Source organism: Adhaeretor mobilis (assembly GCF_007741515.1).
Lineage (GTDB): Bacteria > Planctomycetota > Planctomycetia > Pirellulales > Lacipirellulaceae > Adhaeretor > Adhaeretor mobilis.
This window is the reverse complement of the sequence record NZ_CP036263.1, coordinates 3,791,100-3,808,967: the sequence shown is the minus strand read 5'-3', so window position 1 is coordinate 3,808,967 and position 17,868 is coordinate 3,791,100. Positions and strand designations below refer to the sequence as shown.

14 protein-coding genes are annotated in these 17,868 nt (G+C 56.0%); 5 read left to right on the top strand and 9 right to left on the bottom strand.

Annotated elements, in window-relative coordinates:
• Positions 1–25: 25 nt before the first annotated feature.
• Entirely contained in the window at positions 26–4,153 is a 4,128-nt protein-coding gene (locus HG15A2_RS15030; RefSeq protein ID WP_145061006.1) for a beta strand repeat-containing protein, read from the bottom strand.
• A gap of 816 nt (positions 4,154–4,969) precedes the next feature.
• On the opposite strand from HG15A2_RS15030, the gene HG15A2_RS15025 reads away from it, so the two are divergent.
• A complete protein-coding gene (locus HG15A2_RS15025; protein WP_145061005.1) occupies positions 4,970–5,812 on the top strand; it encodes a MarC family protein in 843 nt (280 codons plus the stop codon).
• Between the two features lie 247 nt (positions 5,813–6,059).
• On the opposite strand, the gene HG15A2_RS15020 is transcribed toward HG15A2_RS15025, so the two are convergent.
• The 4 genes from HG15A2_RS15020 to HG15A2_RS15005 all read right to left on the bottom strand — a co-directional run bounded on the left by HG15A2_RS15020 (position 6,060) and on the right by HG15A2_RS15005 (position 9,600).
• Positions 6,060–7,505 (bottom strand): hypothetical protein, encoded by a 1,446-nt coding sequence (locus HG15A2_RS15020; protein ID WP_145061004.1) that lies wholly within the window; start codon positions 7,503–7,505, stop codon positions 6,060–6,062.
• Positions 7,506–7,707: 202 nt separating this feature from the next.
• A complete protein-coding gene (thpR, locus tag HG15A2_RS15015; RefSeq protein WP_145061003.1) occupies positions 7,708–8,295 on the bottom strand; it encodes an RNA 2',3'-cyclic phosphodiesterase in 588 nt (195 codons plus the stop codon).
• A gap of 26 nt (positions 8,296–8,321) precedes the next feature.
• Positions 8,322–9,224 (bottom strand): PfkB family carbohydrate kinase, encoded by a 903-nt coding sequence (locus HG15A2_RS15010; RefSeq protein ID WP_145061002.1) that lies wholly within the window; start codon positions 9,222–9,224, stop codon positions 8,322–8,324.
• Positions 9,225–9,420: 196 nt separating this feature from the next.
• The gene (locus HG15A2_RS15005; protein ID WP_145061001.1) at positions 9,421–9,600 is read right to left on the bottom strand and encodes a hypothetical protein; all 180 of its coding nucleotides are present in this window, start codon (positions 9,598–9,600) and stop codon (positions 9,421–9,423) included.
• 471 nt (positions 9,601–10,071) lie between these two features.
• Here HG15A2_RS15005 and HG15A2_RS15000 point away from each other — a divergent pair, with 471 nt between their 5' ends.
• Complete coding sequence (locus HG15A2_RS15000; protein ID WP_145061000.1) at positions 10,072–10,239, top strand: DUF1328 domain-containing protein; 168 nt, start codon at positions 10,072–10,074, stop codon at positions 10,237–10,239.
• On the opposite strand, the gene HG15A2_RS14995 is transcribed toward HG15A2_RS15000, so the two are convergent.
• From HG15A2_RS14995 to HG15A2_RS14980, 4 genes are all read right to left on the bottom strand, one after another.
• On the bottom strand, positions 10,211–11,074 hold the full coding sequence (locus HG15A2_RS14995) for a lysophospholipid acyltransferase family protein (protein ID WP_145060999.1): 864 nt from the start codon (positions 11,072–11,074) through the stop codon (positions 10,211–10,213). The genes HG15A2_RS15000 and HG15A2_RS14995 overlap by 29 nt on opposite strands.
• Before the next feature lie 129 nt (positions 11,075–11,203).
• Positions 11,204–11,890, bottom strand: coding sequence for a hypothetical protein (locus HG15A2_RS14990; RefSeq protein WP_145060998.1), 687 nt, complete (start codon positions 11,888–11,890; stop codon positions 11,204–11,206).
• A gap of 216 nt (positions 11,891–12,106) precedes the next feature.
• Complete coding sequence (locus HG15A2_RS14985) at positions 12,107–13,912, bottom strand: AAA family ATPase (RefSeq protein ID WP_145060997.1); 1,806 nt, start codon at positions 13,910–13,912, stop codon at positions 12,107–12,109.
• A 141-nt stretch (positions 13,913–14,053) separates the two neighbouring features.
• Positions 14,054–14,686: a response regulator gene (locus HG15A2_RS14980; RefSeq protein ID WP_145060996.1), complete on the bottom strand. Its 633-nt coding sequence runs from the start codon at positions 14,684–14,686 to the stop codon at positions 14,054–14,056.
• An 892-nt stretch (positions 14,687–15,578) separates the two neighbouring features.
• On the opposite strand from HG15A2_RS14980, the gene HG15A2_RS14975 reads away from it, so the two are divergent.
• The 3 genes from HG15A2_RS14975 to HG15A2_RS14965 all read left to right on the top strand — a co-directional run bounded on the left by HG15A2_RS14975 (position 15,579) and on the right by HG15A2_RS14965 (position 17,847).
• A complete protein-coding gene (locus HG15A2_RS14975; protein ID WP_145060995.1) occupies positions 15,579–16,397 on the top strand; it encodes a sugar phosphate isomerase/epimerase family protein in 819 nt (272 codons plus the stop codon).
• A gap of 9 nt (positions 16,398–16,406) precedes the next feature.
• Positions 16,407–16,832 (top strand): alternative ribosome rescue aminoacyl-tRNA hydrolase ArfB, encoded by a 426-nt coding sequence (gene arfB / locus HG15A2_RS14970; RefSeq protein ID WP_145060994.1) that lies wholly within the window; start codon positions 16,407–16,409, stop codon positions 16,830–16,832.
• A gap of 550 nt (positions 16,833–17,382) precedes the next feature.
• Positions 17,383–17,847: a hemerythrin domain-containing protein gene (locus HG15A2_RS14965; protein WP_145060993.1), complete on the top strand. Its 465-nt coding sequence runs from the start codon at positions 17,383–17,385 to the stop codon at positions 17,845–17,847.
• Positions 17,848–17,868 lie beyond the last annotated feature (21 nt).

Below are 17,868 nucleotides of genomic sequence, written 5' to 3'. Positions count from 1 at the left end.
AACACTTGCATTTTGGTCTTCGATTTCAAAACCTCAGTGGCCGATTAGGGCGTGCTGCCACGGTCGACCAGCACAGAATAGCGCCCATCATAAGCAGCAAGCTCGTCGGTTCTGGGACTGTGGTGGAAGCCGCCAGTGTCGACGAGGTCGTACCGAAGTTGGCTTGCCAGTCACTTAATGGCCCCAAGCTCGGGTTGCGTTGCCATTCTAAGAAATCAGCGCCGTCCACATCACCGTCGACATCGAAGTCACCGACAATCGCGTTGATCACTTCCACGATCACGTCGTTGGCGCTGTACTGCACTTGAAGGCGGAGTACCGTGCTCAAATCATCGCCACTGACATTGGCAAAGTTGCCCGACACTCCGTTGGTAGTCGTGAGGATCCGAAAGGTGTCTCCCAGAGTTGGCGTGTAACCCTCGTCGACAACCAGCTGCAGTGTGCCGCCCAAGGTGGCGGTGTCGGCACTGATTTGATCGAAGTCGACTCCCGCTGTCGGTGAGGCTCCTCCGGCAAAGAGTTCAATCTCTAGCGTACCGGCGTTGATGTTGTAGTCGCCGGTGATGTCGGTCACGCCGGCCGAGTTGCCGGGAGAGAGGGTTCCACCGTCCTGGTCGAGCGTGCCGTGAAACTGGGCGACGCTGAGCGAGCCGCCGTCGAACTCGAACTGGCCGTTGCCGTCACCCACGGCGATAGTGTCCACTGTCAGGGTGCCGCCGTTGAGCTGGTAGGTGCCGTTACTCCCAGATTTGTCACCAAGGGAGATGGTGTTGGTGAAGGTCGCTACGCCGCCGCTCTGGGTGAAGATGCCGGTGCCCTGGTTGCCTATAAGCGCAGAGCTGGCCATGAAGGTGCCACCTGTCAGATCGTAGCTCCCGTTACCATTCCCCACAGAGCCGAGAACAAGTCGGTTCGTGATGTTGTTGGTGCCGTCGCTTTGAGTGAAGGCGCCCGTTCCCTGGTAGCCAATATGTTCTTCGCCAACGGTGAGGATGCCGCCACTGAGATCGTAGCTGCCCTCCGCACTGGGAGTCCTGCCAACATAAAGCCGGTTGCTGATGTCGTTGGTGCCGCCACTCTGAGTGAAGACGCCCATGCCTTCCTGGCCGACGCGCACCTCGTTGGCCGCTAACACGCCATCACTGAGTTCGTAGCTGCCGCTTCCGCCAGAGATGGCACCAAGCGCGAGATTGTTCGTGATGTTGTTGGTACCGCCACTTTGGGTGAAGATGCCCGTGCCTTCATAGCCAACCCGTTCATATTTAGCCACGAGTGCGCCGCCGCTGAGATCGTAGCTGCCGCTACTGTCGACTTTTTCACCAAGATGAAGATCGTTCGCGACCTCGTTGGCGCCGCCACTCTGGCTGAAGGCGCCGGCGCCTTCGTCGCCAATGGATGCCATATCGGCTGTGAGGACGCCGCCACTTAGTTCGTAGCCGCCGCTGCTGTCACGGGTGACACCAATCTTGAGAATGTACGTGATGTCGTTGGTGCCGCCGCTCTGGATGAAGATGCCGGTGCCGACATAGCCAATGTACTCACCTTCGGCTGTGAGGGCGCCGTCACTGAGATCGTAACTGCCGCTACCGCCAGCCGACTCACCAAGAACAAGGTCGTAACCCAGGTTGTTGGCGCCGCCGGTTTGCGTGAAGACGCCCGTGCCCGCACGGCCGATGACCTCAGTGCCTGCCGTGATGACGCCGCCGTCACTGAGATCGTAACTGCCGTTGCCACCTGGCTGGGCGCCAAGGACAAGATAGAATTCAAGGTCGCTGCTGCCGTTGGTGCCGCCGCTGTGGGTAAAGACGCCCGTGCCTGCGTCGCCAACGAACTGAATAAGACTCTTGAGCGCACCGCCGCTCAGATTGTAGCTGCCGTTACCACTGGGCTGGACGCCAAGAGTAAAATAAACACTCGATGTCTCGTACGTGCCGCCGGTTTGGGTGAAGACACCCGTACCAGCGTCGCCAATGCGTGCCTCATTCACTGTCAAGTCGCCGTCAATGAGTTCATAGCTGCCATGCCCGTCGGAGGTGACACCAAGCCCGAGGACACTGGTGATGTCGTTGGTGCTGCCGGTTTGTGTGAAGGTACCCGTGCCGTCGCGGCCAATGAACTCCTCCTGGGTCGTTAAGGGGCCGTCACTGAGCGTGAAGCTGCCGTTGTCCACCAGCGTGCCGACGGAGAAAACACCGCCGTCCAGGGTCAGGGTGTCGCCGCCGTCCAGGGTGGCCGTGCCTGCAACTGACAGGGTGTGCGGGGCGGAAAGCGTGAAGTCCTGGCCCAGAATGAGGCCCGTGTTGAGGTCGGCGCTGATGTTCAGTGTGCCGGCGTTGAAGTTGAACTGGCCGTTGCCGTCCCCTATGGCGATGGCGCCCGCGTTCAGGATGCCGCCATTGAGATGGTAGGCGCCGTTGCTCCCGGATTTGTCGGCGAGGGTGATGGTGTCCGTGACCGTGGCCTCGCCGCCGCTCTGGGTGAAGGTGCCCGTGCTGTTATACCCAATCCGTGCTCTTTTGGCTGTGAGGGCGCCACTGCCACTCAAGTTGTAGGTGCCGTTACCGCCGTTATTGCTGCCAAGTACAAGCCCCAGGTTCCCGTCTGTGATGTCGTTGGTGCCGCCGGTTTGGATGAAGGAGCCCGTGCCGCGATTGCCAATGACTTCCCTGCCGGCCGTGAGAACGCCGCCGCTCAGGTTGTAGCGGCCATTGCCGCTAGACTCGGCGCCCAGGGTGAAAACATTGGTGTTACTGAGATGGGTGCCACCGCTCTGGGTGAAGACGCCCGTGCCTTCGAGGCCGATGATTTCATAGCTGGTGGTGAAAGTGCCGCCACTCAGGTCGTAGCGGCCGTTACTACCGGTTAGGCGACCAACAACAAGAGCGGCTGCGTCGTTGGTGCCATCGGTCTGGGTGAAGATACCCGTGCCAGCGTCACCGACGGTGACAAGATCGGCCGTGATGGCGCCGCTGCCACTGAGGTCGTAGCTGCCGTCACTGCCGGCCAGACGGCCAAGAGTAAGATTGGTTGCATTATTGGTGCCCCCGCTGTGAGTGAAGGTACCTATGCCTGCACTGCCGATGCGCTCCTCGTTGGCCGTTAAGACGCCCTCACTGAGCTCGTAGCTACCGCTACCATCAGCGGTAGCACTAATCGCGAGAGTGTTCGTGATTTCGTTGGTGCCGCCGCTTTGGTTGAAGGTGCCCGTGCCTTCGTAGCCGATACGTTCATTCTTAGCCGTAAGCGTGCCGCCACTAAGATTGTAAGTGCCGCGACTGCCGTCTTCTTCACCAAGATGCAGATCGTTCGCGACATCGTTGGTGCCACCGCTCTGATGGAAGACGCCGGTTCCTAGCTCGCCAACGAGTTCCACGTCGGAGGTGAGGGCGCCGCTGCTGAGATTGTAGCTGCCGCTACCAACAGTTCGAGCGCCAACACTAAACACCCACCTTACGTCGATGACGCCGCCGCTCTGGAAGAACTTGCCCCTACTTGAGTTTCCGATATCCACATAACCGGCCGTGACGACGCCGGCGCCACTGAGCTCGTATCTGCCGTCGCCAAGAAACCCCCAGCCGACGGTGAGGTGTGAAACGTCGTGTGTGCCGCCGGTGTGGGTGAAGACTCCCTTGCCTCCGTAGCCAGCATATGTCCCTGAACTCGTGAGGGTGCCGTCACTTAGTTCGTAGTTGCCATGACCGCTCCCCTGATAACCTAGGTAAAGATTACTTCTTACATTGTGTATGCCGCCGGTCTGAAGGAAGGCGCCGGCGAAGTTTTCACCAATGGTTTCGTTACCAACGGTGAGGGTGCCACCCGACTGATAAAGCGTAATCGTCGTAAGGTTATCGGCGTAGTTTTCAATATAAAGTTCCTCGACAGAATGTGTGCCGGTGGTGTCGTCGAAATATAAGCTTGAGTCTGCACCGTTCGCTGGCCTCACGTACGCGATGTCCCCCGCGACAGGCACCACGCCAGTCCGCCCTTCCCTGACCCAGCCCGACGCGTTTTGCCAGAAACCGTTGGTTATGTGCCGCCAAAAGGCATCGGCCGCCATGACCTCGGACGAGATCGACAGCAGACCGACCATCAGAAGTAGGACGCCACTTGTGAGAGGGCGAGGGGCGGAGTACGAAACGTCTTTCTTATTCATTGTCTTTTTCAATGGGTGTGGTCTGTCCGTTGTGTGCATGGGCTCGTGTCTGTTTTCTTGTGCTCGCAAAAATGGTCACTCCGCCTCTTCAATCGAAACGCTCCGCCTCGCGAAACCATCTCCACCGTATGCTTTGCCGTCCCTTGCTCCCGCGGCGTAGCCGTGGCGTATTCTGGGGATGAGGTCAGCGATGGTTTCGTGGGTGTGCTTGACAGTTTTTATCGACTGCAGGACGACTAGCGCTGACTTGTCGGGGGCTTGCTTTAACTTCCGACTCAGACGGCAGCACGAGGATCTTACCGACACCGTCTGCCACCTGCGGGCGCTCTACCTGAGGCACCCAGCGGCGGAAAAAACTGAGGAAAACCCTCCCCAAATTAAACGCTCACGTAACAATTTCATCCTAATTGCGCCAGTGCTATTCTTTCCTGATTCCTTTTCTGGCCAAGCAAGAACGAAGTGACGGCGTTGATTCTAATTCAAGCCCGCGCAGAATGGTAGCTCGGCCATCCTGGCTGAGTAGGAGGGGCACACGCACGCTCTCCCCCATGGTCACTTCAATCGAAGAGAAGCTGGAGACCGAACCACATGCAGATCAGAGGTACTGATCTGCTCGCCAGTACCTTTCGCTCTTCGCAGCCTGCATTCAGTGGACTGCTACTGCCAGCTTTTCGCGTCCTAAAGCTCAAGCCAGCAGCGATTTACGACGCCTTCCGAATCGGTATAGGATGAGTCCGTCGTGGGGTCTTGTTCCGTCTCACGCATGGTCTTTCTTGCAATAAATGTGAGCAATACCAAGTTCAGTACGCGGGAACAATGACCGACTTCGTCCGGGCCGTTGCGATTTTGTTAGCCCTTCTCAATCCATTCCTGGTCATTGTTTGTTTACTGGATGTCGTCCAGACCCTCGACCGCATCGCTTTCCGTCGCGTGTTGCTCCGAGCTGCTCTTATCGCAGCGGCAGTTTTCGGTTACTTCGCACTAGCTGGTGACGCATTACTTACAGGCATCATACAAGCAGACTTTGCGTCCTTTCAGGTATTCGGCGGTATCGTCTTCTTGTTGATCGGTCTTCAGTTTGTGTTTAGCGGACCGACCGGGATTGAGATGTTGCGCGGCGAGCCGGAATATCTTTCCGACGCGATTGCCATGCCCGTGCTGATCGGTCCTGGGACGTTGAGCGCTAGTGTGATCGTGGGGAAGACACTGTCACCGCTCGCTGCATGCGGCGCGATCATCGTGGCGTTGATGATCTCCGTTGCTGTGATGATCCTACTGAAAGTGCTCCATGACATGCCCGTACAGCAAATGTCGGTACACGACGCAATACACCGGTTCTGCCGCTGGGAGCGCCAATCCGCTCAAAGGGGATGGCGCAATGTGAGCGGCACGGTGCTAGCCGCCGGTTCTTCCTCGGCCAGGAAAGTGTTCCAGGAACCGAATCGAGGGGAATCTGGCATTGCGCACAACTGGTCAAAAAACGTCAGCGCCAACGTCGCAGCGTTTCGTTACCATGGTTCTTCGCTGCCCGTCGCGCGATTAGATTTTAGCAGGCAACCAGTTGCTGGGACGCGAAAACGTGCCGGGCAGGTACGGAGGGTTTTGCACGCGCCGGACTATTGCAAAGCAAATGTCAGTGGGCGTTGGATTGCAGTTTGACGTAAGTCTTGCTGCAGCAGGGGTTAACGCGGGAAGGTCGCTTGCGAGCGAGACGAGTTTTGCTCGTAGAAACACGTTTTACGTGCAAAACCATCATGGAATGCCGTCGTGGGTTTACCATGCGATTGTGCAATCAATCTGCAAGAATCACAACGATGAAAAAGAGCACGAAAACCACCAGGAGTTGTCCTTCGTGTTCTTCGTGCTCTTTGTGTTTCAATCACTCAGTACGCTAGCGTTGAGCGACTCAGAATCGCTTGTTGATCTGCAGGTTATACTCGAAGTCGAAGTAGCGATCGTCGCTGATCGGTACGATCACACCATTGGTGATGACGCAACCGCCTAGGTCAAGCGCGAGGCCCGAGCTAAGATTCACAACATCGAAGTCCGCGTCGCCAGTACCAGCACGGGCAGTCAGCGGAATGTCTGGTAGGGTAGCCGAAGGATCGTTCAGAGATCCTAGTGGCATTTCAAAAGCGGAACCATCGCCGAGGTCCGTCGTGTAGTGAACTTCCATGAGAGCAGCCAAGCCAGTTGCTTGGCCGTTCTTGCGGCCTTGCTTGAGCCAATACCCAAAGCCCATGTTCAAGCGAAGCAGAGTCTGCAGCTCGATATTACCCGTTTGCGAGTTGGTGATATCAAGAGTGTCGTAGTCGCTATCGGGCAGAATAACACCGTCGACATCGAGGCTCGCATCGGAGGAGTTCAGCGGCACATCGATCTGGAGAAAGCCCTGCTGGAAGAATCGATCCGTCGGTTTGAACAACCAAGCAAGGTAAGGAATCAGGCTCGTCGTGTCGTTCTGAAACTGACCGTTGATTGAAAAGTCAGCGAGGCCCGTTACACCAGCACCCGGATCGATCACAAGGGGCGTATCGACAGTCTGTCGTACGGTGAGATCTTCCGCGGTGGGAATGTTCACAGCCAAACCCGCACCGAGAGCAAACTTCCGGCGGGCCGCAATCAATGCTTTCAAAGTCACGGACATGTTGCCGAACTCGCCACTGCGATCACCCGAGAGCAGCTTGTCACCAGACAGATCGGAGTCGAGTTGCAGCAAGAGGGGGATGCGTAACTCAGCAGATACGCGACCATCCAGAGCCGTTTTCTCGAAGCCGATGAGAAAACGTTCGATATCGACCGTGTCCACATTTCCGAAGAAGTTGGTACCACTAGCATTGTGCAAGTGACGATAGCTGAAGAAAACGCGATCTGTCGGCAAGAAGGATCCCGCCTCTGAAGCATTGAAGCGGTTGCCGGTGAGCGCCGGATGATTTACCGAGAGCATGTCTAGTCCATCGACCGTCAAGCCGTTGGAATGAGGACCGAACATGTCATACTCTTCACCAGGGGAATCGCCAATCATATAGGGCGTACGAGCGGAACGGCGCGAACGGTTTGCTACGCGAACTGCATCGTTGCGATTTCCGCGTGTTTGGGCCTGCGTGGGGCGCACCCAACGATCTTCGATCACCGATGTGTTTGAAGTCGTTGGTAGAGTGAAGTCGTCAACAAACTGAAAGTCGGAAGTGTCGGTAGGCGTGCTTATAGGAGCTTCCTCGAAGGCGGCTTCCGAAGCGGCAAGGAATTGTTCCGTACCTACCGCTTGGCCTAGCGCAGATGACGCGGTTGGTACTATTAACGCGACAGCCAACGTAGCTGCCACCAACTTGAGATACCGAGAAACGTTCATCAGTTCCCACCCTCATTTGAAAAGAATTTTGAAGAGAACACGAGCCACGCGCAAGCTCGCAAAGCCCGGGCGGCTACTGGAGTATTCGGTGGTTTGCCGCGGTGGGAGTGAGCGGATAATAACGGCTGTAGGAGTTTTTCAGCCAATGCTAGCGGCGAGTTTAACGGCTCGGCAAAGGTTGCCGACTCGGCGAGTTCAACACTTAGTTGCCTAAGGCGGCCGTTGCGAGAACTTGGTAGCCAGGACCCTGGCGATGAAGCCGACTGGCGAATACCAGCACCTCGTCGACTGCCATGGCGCCGGCTTCGAGGTCTTTCATGGCGACAAGTTGTTCTGAGAGAGCATCGCCACCACGCCCGCCCCGGTTAATGCGACCCAGAGTCAAGTGCGGTACAAACTGGCGGCGCTCGCCGCGGAAGCCCATGTCGTCGAGGCTCTCTTCGATGTCTGCCTGTAACGCACAGAACTTTTTGCTACCGACGTCGGAAGCCAGGTAAAGTGTTTTCGGTCGATCAGGACTAGGGAACGCCGAAATGCCCTTGCCGTGCAGCACAAATGGTTCGTGTTGGGCAACGACCTTTACGACTCTTCGGCAAGCTTGGGCCATCTCGACATCATCAATGTCGCCCAGGAATTGGAGCGTCCAGTGAAGATTCTCAGGCTCAACCCATTTGACTCCGTCTACGACGGATCGTAGTTGGTCGATGGCGTTAAGAGCCGCCCCCTGGACCTCGCCCTCGGCGGGGACCGCGATGAACGTACGTGTCTTGGGCATCTGGTAGCTTTTCATAGCGGCGATCGCTCCCTACAAGTTACTTAGAAGCTTAACATCCGCCGGTACTCTTCCATACGCTCTTCAATATCGTCGCGTGTGATATTGTGCATGTGCTCCAAGCCGAAGCCCTCCACATTGAAGCTTGCCACGAGAATCCCGTACGCCATCGCCGTTTTGAGCGTGTCGGCGTCGAAGTTGTCTTTCTCTGCCAAGTAACCCATCATGCCGCCGGCAAAGCTGTCGCCGGCACCCGTGGGGTCGACCACGTTTTCCGTGGGGTAAGCAGGCAGTACGTAAGTCTCGTGTTCGCCGAAGAACATTGCGCCATGTTCACCCTTTTTGATGACCACGAACTTTGGGCCCATATCTTGTACCGCCCGCCCTGCCTCGACCAAATTCTCATTGCCAGTGAGCAGCTTCGCTTCGCTATCGTTGAGCACCAGCCCGTCAAGTTCGCCGAGCAGTTGGTCCAGATCGTCGCGCTGCGTGCTGATCCACAAGTCCATGGTGTCTGCCACGGCGAGCCGACGACCGGGCACTTGGCTGAGCACTTTCATTTGCACCGCAGGGACGCCGTTGGCTAGGAAGACATACTTGGCTCGTTTGTAATCCTCTGGGAGGACCGGGTCGAACTCACCGAAAACGTTTAGCTGCACGTCGAGCGTTTCTCGATCATTCATGTTCGGCAGATAGCGGCCCGTCCAGGTGAACGTCTTCCCTCCTTCAACGACTTGCAGTCCCGAAGTGTCTACGCCCTTGCTCTGGAGCATTGCGGTATGCTCTTCAGGCCAGTCGGAACCCACTACGCCGACAAGACGCACGTCGGTGAAGAAGCTGGCCGAGACAGAGAAATGAGTCGCCGACCCGCCAAGCAGGTTATTCCTGCGCTCGGTGGGCGTTTCAACATGATCAATTGCAACGGAGCCAACGACGACCAACGGCATGACAAATCTTTCTTAGAAACAGTAGTGAGGCAAGAACAACAGCGAACGATTATGGACGCTGCGAACCGGTGCCCGCAAGGGCCGCCAGCTTCAAGGAAGATTCGGTAGCCGCCCTCGTCCCGACGTCGCGTCTGTATTGTGCAAGAAAAAAGCCACGAACCTCTGCGAGGCTCGTGGCTTTGGGGTCTGCCATCACTTACTCGTTGTCATCTACTTCGACATCCACTTCGCCGGTTTCTGTATCTTCAGTGACTTCCACTTCTCCAGCTGGAGTTTCGACATCGAGCACCTTTTCCTCATTGCAACCGAGCGACAAGCCGGCGGGAACCAGAGCTAGGGTGAGCAGCCATTTTGACCACTGTTTGTTATCCTTCATTATCATTTCTCACTTTCATTGTTCAGCACGATTTGCGTGCATAAAAACAAGCCCGGCGTGCTCGAAACAATTCCGAGAAGCCGGGCTGCCATAGCCTTGCTAGGTTGCATAATCATTGACCTATTTCAGGGTAAGGTCAAGCGCCCTGGCGTTCTCCAGGAATACCTGTGAACAGATAACAGGCGAATGCGAGGATCACGGCAATTTTGCTGCCCTAGCGTACATGGGTACCGCTATTCAGCAATAATAATTGTCTCTCTCGGAGTGCCAAAGATTGCCACAGATTGACGCCCGCCAAGAGTATCTAGCACTAGTTGCCTTGAAATCCAATAGTCGGCAACGATGATAGAAGCGGTGGAACTGCAGTTTCACCTTTTCCGATCTCGGCCTACGAAAGCCCGAGCGCATCATTGCGCCCGGGCTTTTTTCGTGCGCAGACCGAGTACCTGTTTTTAACTTGAGGAGATAGTCATGTTAAGTTGGGCCCTAACTTTTTTGGTCATTGCACTCATTGCTGGTGTGCTTGGTTTCGGCGTTCTTGCTGGGACCGCTGCCACCATCGCCAAATGGTGCGTGCTGATTTTTGTGATCCTGTTCGTGATCGGATTGATCACAGAGAAACGTCCGCCAGCGGTTTAGCTTGAGTAACCGCTTTAGTGTATGACGGCTGGATGAGGCTGCGCGCCTCATGGACCATCGCCTGCACTTGTTCTTGGACGGCATCGCGCACTTCGATGGCTGTTCGGCCGTCTGGAGAAATGGGCTCCGCGGCGACGACTGCTACGTGCAGTCGCCGTCGTGTGCCGATTCTCAACAAATGATTTGTAAAACTCTCATGATAGTAGTGGGCATCGTCATCTTCGTAAGCAATCGCCCACGGTACGAGTTGGGCCCCTGCGCGCTCAGCTGCTTTGAAAGCTCCGGGGCGGAACGCGTGGACATCGTCACCCAAGTGGGAAGTTCCTTCGGGAAACATGACCACTCCTTCTCCGCTCTTGAGCGAAGCATCGACTTCGCCGAGGACTTCTGCGCCGCTGCGGCGCGAGCTGCGATCCACATACAGCGTGCCTACTTGCTTGCCCAGCGATCCGAACAGTGGCCAGTTCGCTAAGTCGTGTCGACTAATGGCATGCCCAGCAAAGAGGCTGAGCACTACGGGAATGTCAATTGCAGAGCGATGATTTGCCACAAAGATGCGCCCTACGCCATTGGAATCGCAGCCTGGGTAGAGCTGTTTCGCATCAAGGTGCGGCCCGCGTGCTTCGACATGAACGCCAAAGAGCCAGAGGAACGTGCGGGCCCAGCGCGGCACCCAGAGATTAATCCGCTCGATCTTGCTGAGCCGGCGGCGAAACAGTCCGTCGAGCCGCAATCCTAAGTACAGCGCGACAGTCGCTGTTAGAAACGCGGCGATGCGCCAGCCAAGGCGTATTCTTGGCCATAGTCCGGGGGTCGTTCTTCGCTCGTTATTCATGCGTGGGATTTACGCGCCAGGTGTGGCGCATGGAAAAGCGGTGTAGGGTTCGCCATTGGCACGTTACCGTACCACAACCCACACCGCTTGCGAAACTCCAGCATTAGTTGGCCGCGATCCCTGCACGACTCACTCACTCGCCAAATGGGTATCCGTGAGTCGAGCGGGCAGTCGACTAGCGACTCGACCGGCGGCAGGTTGCTCGGCTGTCACGTAGTCGCGTCGCAAGGCAAGTACTTCTAACTGACGTAGCGTGCTTACTGCGTCGCGATGACTGAGATGATCGGCAGTGGTGGTCGCGTCCAATTGGTCTCGCAGTTCCGTGACCACGATCTCAAGGGAGCGACGATCGCCTGGGTAGCCGGTGTCCCAATCACGCAATATCGATTCGATCTGCAAACGATGGCCAGCGTATTGTGGCTCGCGAAGTGCCTCAGGCCAAATATGGCGTCGGTTCTGGACGTCTTCCAACAGGTATTGGGCGTCTTCGTTGAGTTGCTCTGCTTTCAACCGACGGCGCTCTCGATTGATTTCCGCCCGGCGAGCTATCTCCTTGCGATCGAGCTCCGACTCATAACGATAAGCAGTGTCGCGCTCTTGGCGGAGTGCTTCGCGTTCGCGTTCGGCGGCAACGAGGACTCGATAGGCGTAAGCGCGGTTTCTCACGTTCAGGCCTTCAGCGTGAACAGCCTCGGCATAGCCACCGAGGTAATCACCGGCGACCGTGCTGTGGTGGTGGTAGGAAACCACCTGGGCTGTTGCCGAGGAAGCGGCGAGTGTGGCGGTTACGGCTGTGAGTGCGAGTGTGCGGAACATGGCGGGGCTCCTGTGTGTTGAAAGTGAAATGGTTTGAACTTCTACACAGGTAATAGGCAAGCGGCGTGCCAATCCGACACGTGGTGAGCACCCGGCGGCGTATCCCCCGGGATTTACCTAGAGTTTCGTGGAATCCCGCACGTGTAGATAGATGCCGCAATAATCGACCGCGGGAGCATCGGTAGCCGGTCGTCGTCAAAACGATAACGCCTCGTCTCACTGTTGGCCTGCATTGTTTTCCGCGGACTTTTCGGGGTGCTCCGTTTTCTCTGCGGGTGATTTCACGCTCTCGACGGGTTCTCCCCAGTCAGCCTGGAAATCGTGATCGCACTTCGGGCACTTCACATTTTGACCGAGAAACTTCAGTGGGATGTCTTTCCCATGTTCACACTCGGGACATGTGATGTGGAATCGCAGCTCCTTACGTCCTTCCTCCGAATCCAACGGATCGAACACTTCTGCGGGGACCCTGTTGAATTCGATGTCGTCGGGCTCGAGCGTGGTGAGCTGTTCGACCGAAAGTTGGCTAATCTCGGCGATACGATTGGCCATTCTGCGGATAGCGTGCTCAAACAGATTGCGCGAAGTCCGCCCGTTGCCAAAGTGGCGATCGCGACGCTCGTAAAGATACTGCATGCCGAGTAGCACCTTGGCCCTGGCTACGGCCCCTAGCTCGTAGCTGTTCTTCCCAGCCATTAAGCCGAAGATACCGGCCAGTTCGAGTGGGGTGTAGTCGATGAATTCCAGCTTACGACTGAATCGGGAGGAGAGGCCCGGATTCGAATGCAAGAGCGAGTCCATTTCCACAGGGTATCCTGCCAAGATGACGACCAATCGCTTACGATCGTCCTCCATGCGTTTCAACAGGGCTTGGACCGCTTCGTGGCCGAATGGGTCTTCACCCTCGCCAGAGATGAGCGTGTAGGCTTCGTCGATAAAAAGCACTCCGTCTAGTGCCTCGTCAATTTTCTTATTGGTCTTAGGGCCTGTCTGGCCAGAGTACTCTGCCACTAAGCCGCTGCGATCGGTCTCAATCAGGTGTCCGTGGGCGAGCACCCCCATGGCGCCGAACACCTTGCCTACGATTCTCGCGACGGTTGTCTTACCTGTGCCCGGATTGCCGTGGAACACCATGTGCAAACTGAGCTTCGTTGTCGGCAGTCCGGCCGCCACTCGTTTCTCTTGCACCTTAAGGAAATTAGCGAGCGTGCGGACCTCCTCTTTGACCGTGTCGAGGCCAATTAGCTTGTCGAGTTCTGCGAGCGCTTCCTCAAGAGTGAGTTTGGGAGCCTCCGGCTTGAGCGTTTGCTTCGCTTTGACTTTCACTCCCCCCTGTTGCTGGGGTGAACTGGGTTGCTGAGCTGAGCCGGGCAATTTTTGTGCATCGGCTGATGAGTCTTTTCGCAACGTCTTTGGCAGCTTGTCAAACACGTCGTAGATTTTCTCGATCGCTTGCTGGCCGATGCGATCTTTTTCTTCGTGCGCTTCAGCTTCGTCGATTGGGATTTCGCGCAGATGAATTTGCAACTCGTTCTGAATCATCTTGATGCGGCCTGCCTCGCTGTTTTTCAGCGGACCATCTGCGCGGGCGATGACATTGGCCATGCGAGTGACAATGGTTTCCAGCTCGCCAATCCGATCTCGTAGCGGTGCCAACTCGTCAAAGGGGCGCACCGTGGCGTACCACTTCAATTCCAGTGCCCGCTTCGACATATCGGCGAGTGCTTCGTGCAGGGCGTCTTCTTCAAGCCACTGTCCCCACAGGTGAAACAGTAGGACTTCTGCGAGAAACTTTTCGTTCTTGCTCCAGCGACGGTCCGCTTCGCAAATCGTAACGAACACTTTCACCGCAAGCGCGCGATGCAAGTCGTCCATCAGCGTGACGAATGATTCGGCAGGACTAGGTAGCAAGTGAGCGTGCTCGCGGGCAGCCCGCTCGCCGCTGGAGACATACAGATCGCGGCACTGCCCTAGGAGTTGCCGAAATTGAGATGGCAAGTCGGGGAATTCGAAGGAAGACATCGGCAAAGACTAGGGATAGAGGTAGAAGGTGGAGCGGCAAGTATTTAATCGCTACCACGATTCTAGCTACATTTACATCGCGCCAGAAGTACGACAGCAGTAGGCTAAAAGCGATAGCGGCACGATCAGCCCCAATCCTTCTCACACAAGCCCGCGACGCACCGCCCAAACGGCTGCCTGAGTGCGGTCGACAACTCCCAGTTTTCGTAAGATATGCTGGACATGCTCTTTGACCGTTTCGTAACTGATCCCCAGAGCGAGTGCGATTTCTTTATTGCTCAGCCCCAGGGCGAGTTGCTTGAGAACTTCGTCCTCGCGTTTGGTGAGGGGCGCTTCCAGATCGAGCTGCGAGCGCGGTGTCGCCAGCGCTCCAGTAACGCGCCGCATGCCTTCGCGAGTCCAGACTTGTTCTCCGGCAGCAGCACTTTGTACGGCGGCGACAATCTCTTGCGCGGGAATGCTCTTGAGTAGATAACCCACTGCACCGAGCGCACGGGCCCGAGCGAAGTAAGTGGGATTGTCATACCCGCTAAGTACGAGCACCGGCAATTCGGGCTGCTTGCTGCGGAGAGTCGTGAGACAGGAGAGGCCGTCGGTGCCGGGCATTCGAATGTCGAGAATCACCAAATCGGCGTTCTTCGACTCGGCCAGCTTGATACCCCGCTCGCCGTCGGAGGCCTCTCCTACGACCTTCATCTCTGCACTTTCGAGGAGGCTCCGCAAGCCGATGCGGACCACTTCATGGTCGTCGATAATGAGAACACGCTTAGGCATCACCACATTCCAGGGCTAGACTTGTTGCCACCACCACAGGTTGACTTCGTCGCGCAGCTCAAGGAGCCACTCAAGCCTGAAAACAACTCTCCCAGCTTACTAAATCAATACTCCCGCAACTGTTGCGAAAATCGCTTGATCTCGCGGCCTTCTGCCCATGATCTCGTGCTTATTCGAAGAGCGGTTTGATATGCAAACGCGAGTACTGGTCGCGAGTGTAGAATTTGCCGATCCTCTAATCTTGGGGCGATTGCACCGCCCCGCCTCCCAGAATCACGATAGCAGCTTCAAGGTGAGAGGCAACTATCGCTAGGGAATTTCTAGCCTTTGACTGGGTTTTGCCAGTCGAGTGACAAAAAAACAGGGCGGAGTTACCTTGTTTCGTGCCAGGTAAGAGCCTCAAATTGCGCAAAGAAAATATGCTCTACACGTTTTCTTGCCTACCAGCAATGGTGGCACACCCCAAAGTAGGTACTTGCTAGCAAGTCGGCGGAGAGTCTGCATCCTCTATGCAAAACAACTTTGCTCTAGGCAGTTGGTAACGCTTTTTTCTTGAGGGCACGAGGGTGCTCTATGGTTGGCGTCTGCATACAACATGTAGCGTGAAGATTGCACTTGGGGCAAGCCTTTTGCGGAAATTTGGCCTAACGCTACCTCTAATTGAGACCTTACGCAGTTTGTTTTTCAGAGACTAATCTTGCTTTGAATTCACAAAATGCTTTACACATGGTGGGACGTCTCGCATACTCTCAACACCCGCGGCACTCATATAGATTGTGGGCCCGGGCCACTCCCCACCGCTAAACCCTGCCAAAGCGTCTACGCCGCGTTGCAAAACAATAGCGTAAGTGCTCCGACAGGCTAGCGGATGACATAGAGAAAGTTTCTCGCCATGCCAACGCTTTCAATGAATGAGTTGACGACCTACCGATGGTCGCTCGAAGAAGACATCCAGCGCTATCAGCAAGCAGGTTATGAGGGCATCGGTGTTTGGCGGCAGAAGCTGGAAGATTATGGTGAGGAACGCGGCGTCGATTTGCTCGTCGAAAGTGGATTGAAAGTAACCAACCTCATGTGGGCTGGTGGGTTTACGGGCAACGATGGTCGCCGGCTTACTGAATGCATCGACGATGCCGTCCACGCAATACGACTTGCAGCAGCACTCAACGCGGGCTGCTTGGTGATCTACGCCGGCGGACGAAATAATCACACCTATCGCAACGCAGAGAAGCTGCTTCGCGGGGCGCTGGACGAGTTACTTAGGGAAGCGGAAGATGCCGAAGTTGATTTGGCCCTGGAGCCCATGCACCCGGCTTGTGCCGGCGATTGGACGTTTCTCTCCGATCTGGAATCCACGATCGCCTTGATCGACAGTTACGATTCGCCCCACTTAAAGCTAGTCTTTGACGCTTATCACTTCGGGCACGATCGCTCCGTAATGGCAAATTTGGAAGAGCTAGCTCCCTATGTCGGTGTGGTTCATTTAAGCGATTTCAATGAACCTCATAGTATCGATACTAACCGTTGCCCGTTGGGTGAAGGTCGTGTCGAGATCGACACCCTCGTGCAAGGCTTGCTCGAAGCGGGGTACGAAGGAGACTTCGACGTGGAACTGCGAGGCAGCGAAATTCACCCGAGCCGGTATCAAGAGCTACTAACCGGCTCGCGTCGCTGTTTTGAATCGGCCTGCGCTTCTTACGTCGGAAGCTAAGGTGCCCTGATGGCGCGAGCATTGTTGATCGACCCCGACACGACCATTCCGGCCGAAGAAATGATGCTGAGCTTTGCACGAAGCAGCGGCCCCGGCGGACAAAACGTTAACAAGGTGAACACCAAGGCCGTGCTACGTTGGAACGTCGCCGCTACGGATGCGATAACGGAGACCGTAAAGAAGCGCTTTCTCAAGCAATATGCCAATCGTGTGAATCAGGCTGGCGAGTTGGTGCTCGCCTCGGACATTCATCGCGAGCAAATCCGCAACATAGCTGCCTGCTACGACAAACTGCGGCAATTGCTGTTGCCGGTATTGCATCCCCCCAAGCGTCGCCGTAGTACGCGACCGACGCGCGGTTCGGTAGAACGCCGCATCGCAGAGAAAAAGCGGCGCTCAGATCAAAAGAAGCAGCGGCGCTTCCGCCCCGAGTAAGCTCATCGGATCGATCTCTCGTCCTCCGGGCGTTTCTGCTTTGCCTAGAGGCACTTCTAGTAGGTTGCCTGGTGGAAACCATACGCCGTTTCCTTCCAGAGGTTACATGTCTAGTCCTTTTGAGGGGTGAGGCTAGCCGAATTGTACTATCGTAGGGTATGCTAAATTGTCTCGTCAGCAACCAACCAGCCACACCGGCGTCGCACTCACAGCGGTATGGTGTCTCTGCTATTTAGTTAATTCGGCCATTTGGCTTAGTCAATTGGGCGGTTGAAGTACCAAGGCGGTCATTCCGGGGGGGAACTGGCCACAGTCACTTAGCTTTCCGCGTCCGCGACAATTCGCGTTCATAGAAATTCGGGATTAGGCGCGACTGTAAGTCAGGGCGTGCTTACACAGGTTGAAGTGCGCATGTTTTGCCACACTCGTCAGAAGCTACCAACAATAAAGGAGAACTCTTCTAACAACGGCCGGCAGCATCTCCGCGATTCTCTCGGCCTTTGAGTTTTTATTCGCACCGATCTTCACCCTCAAACAACGGAGTAATCTCATGCAAGCGATTGATAGCCGCTCGCAAGCTAGCGCCACTTGGATGGAACACCAAATTCTCGATCACGTGAAGCAAGCTTTGCGAGTCACGCTCGATTGGAAAGTCCCTGCGGTAGGAATGCCGCGAAAACTGTCGAGCCTGCAATTCACTATGAAGAGTTTTCAGAGGCATCTCCAGCGCGTTATGGAGATGGAAGAGCGGGACGGCTACATGACGATCGTCGCTGATTCAAAGCCCAACATGGAAGTGCGCATCGAGCACTTGCGCCGTGACCACGGCTTGTTCCGCGAATGGATGGAAGAGCTAGCACCGGAGATCGAATCGCTCTCAGAATTTCAGGAGGAGGAATTCGATGGCCTATGCCAGCGAATCGGCGAAATGCTCGATTCGATCGACCGCCACGACGCGGATGAGATCGAATTACTGCAAGAAACGCTACTTTTCGACGAGGGTGGCGAAGGCTAATCGACGGGGGCAAAGGGTAGC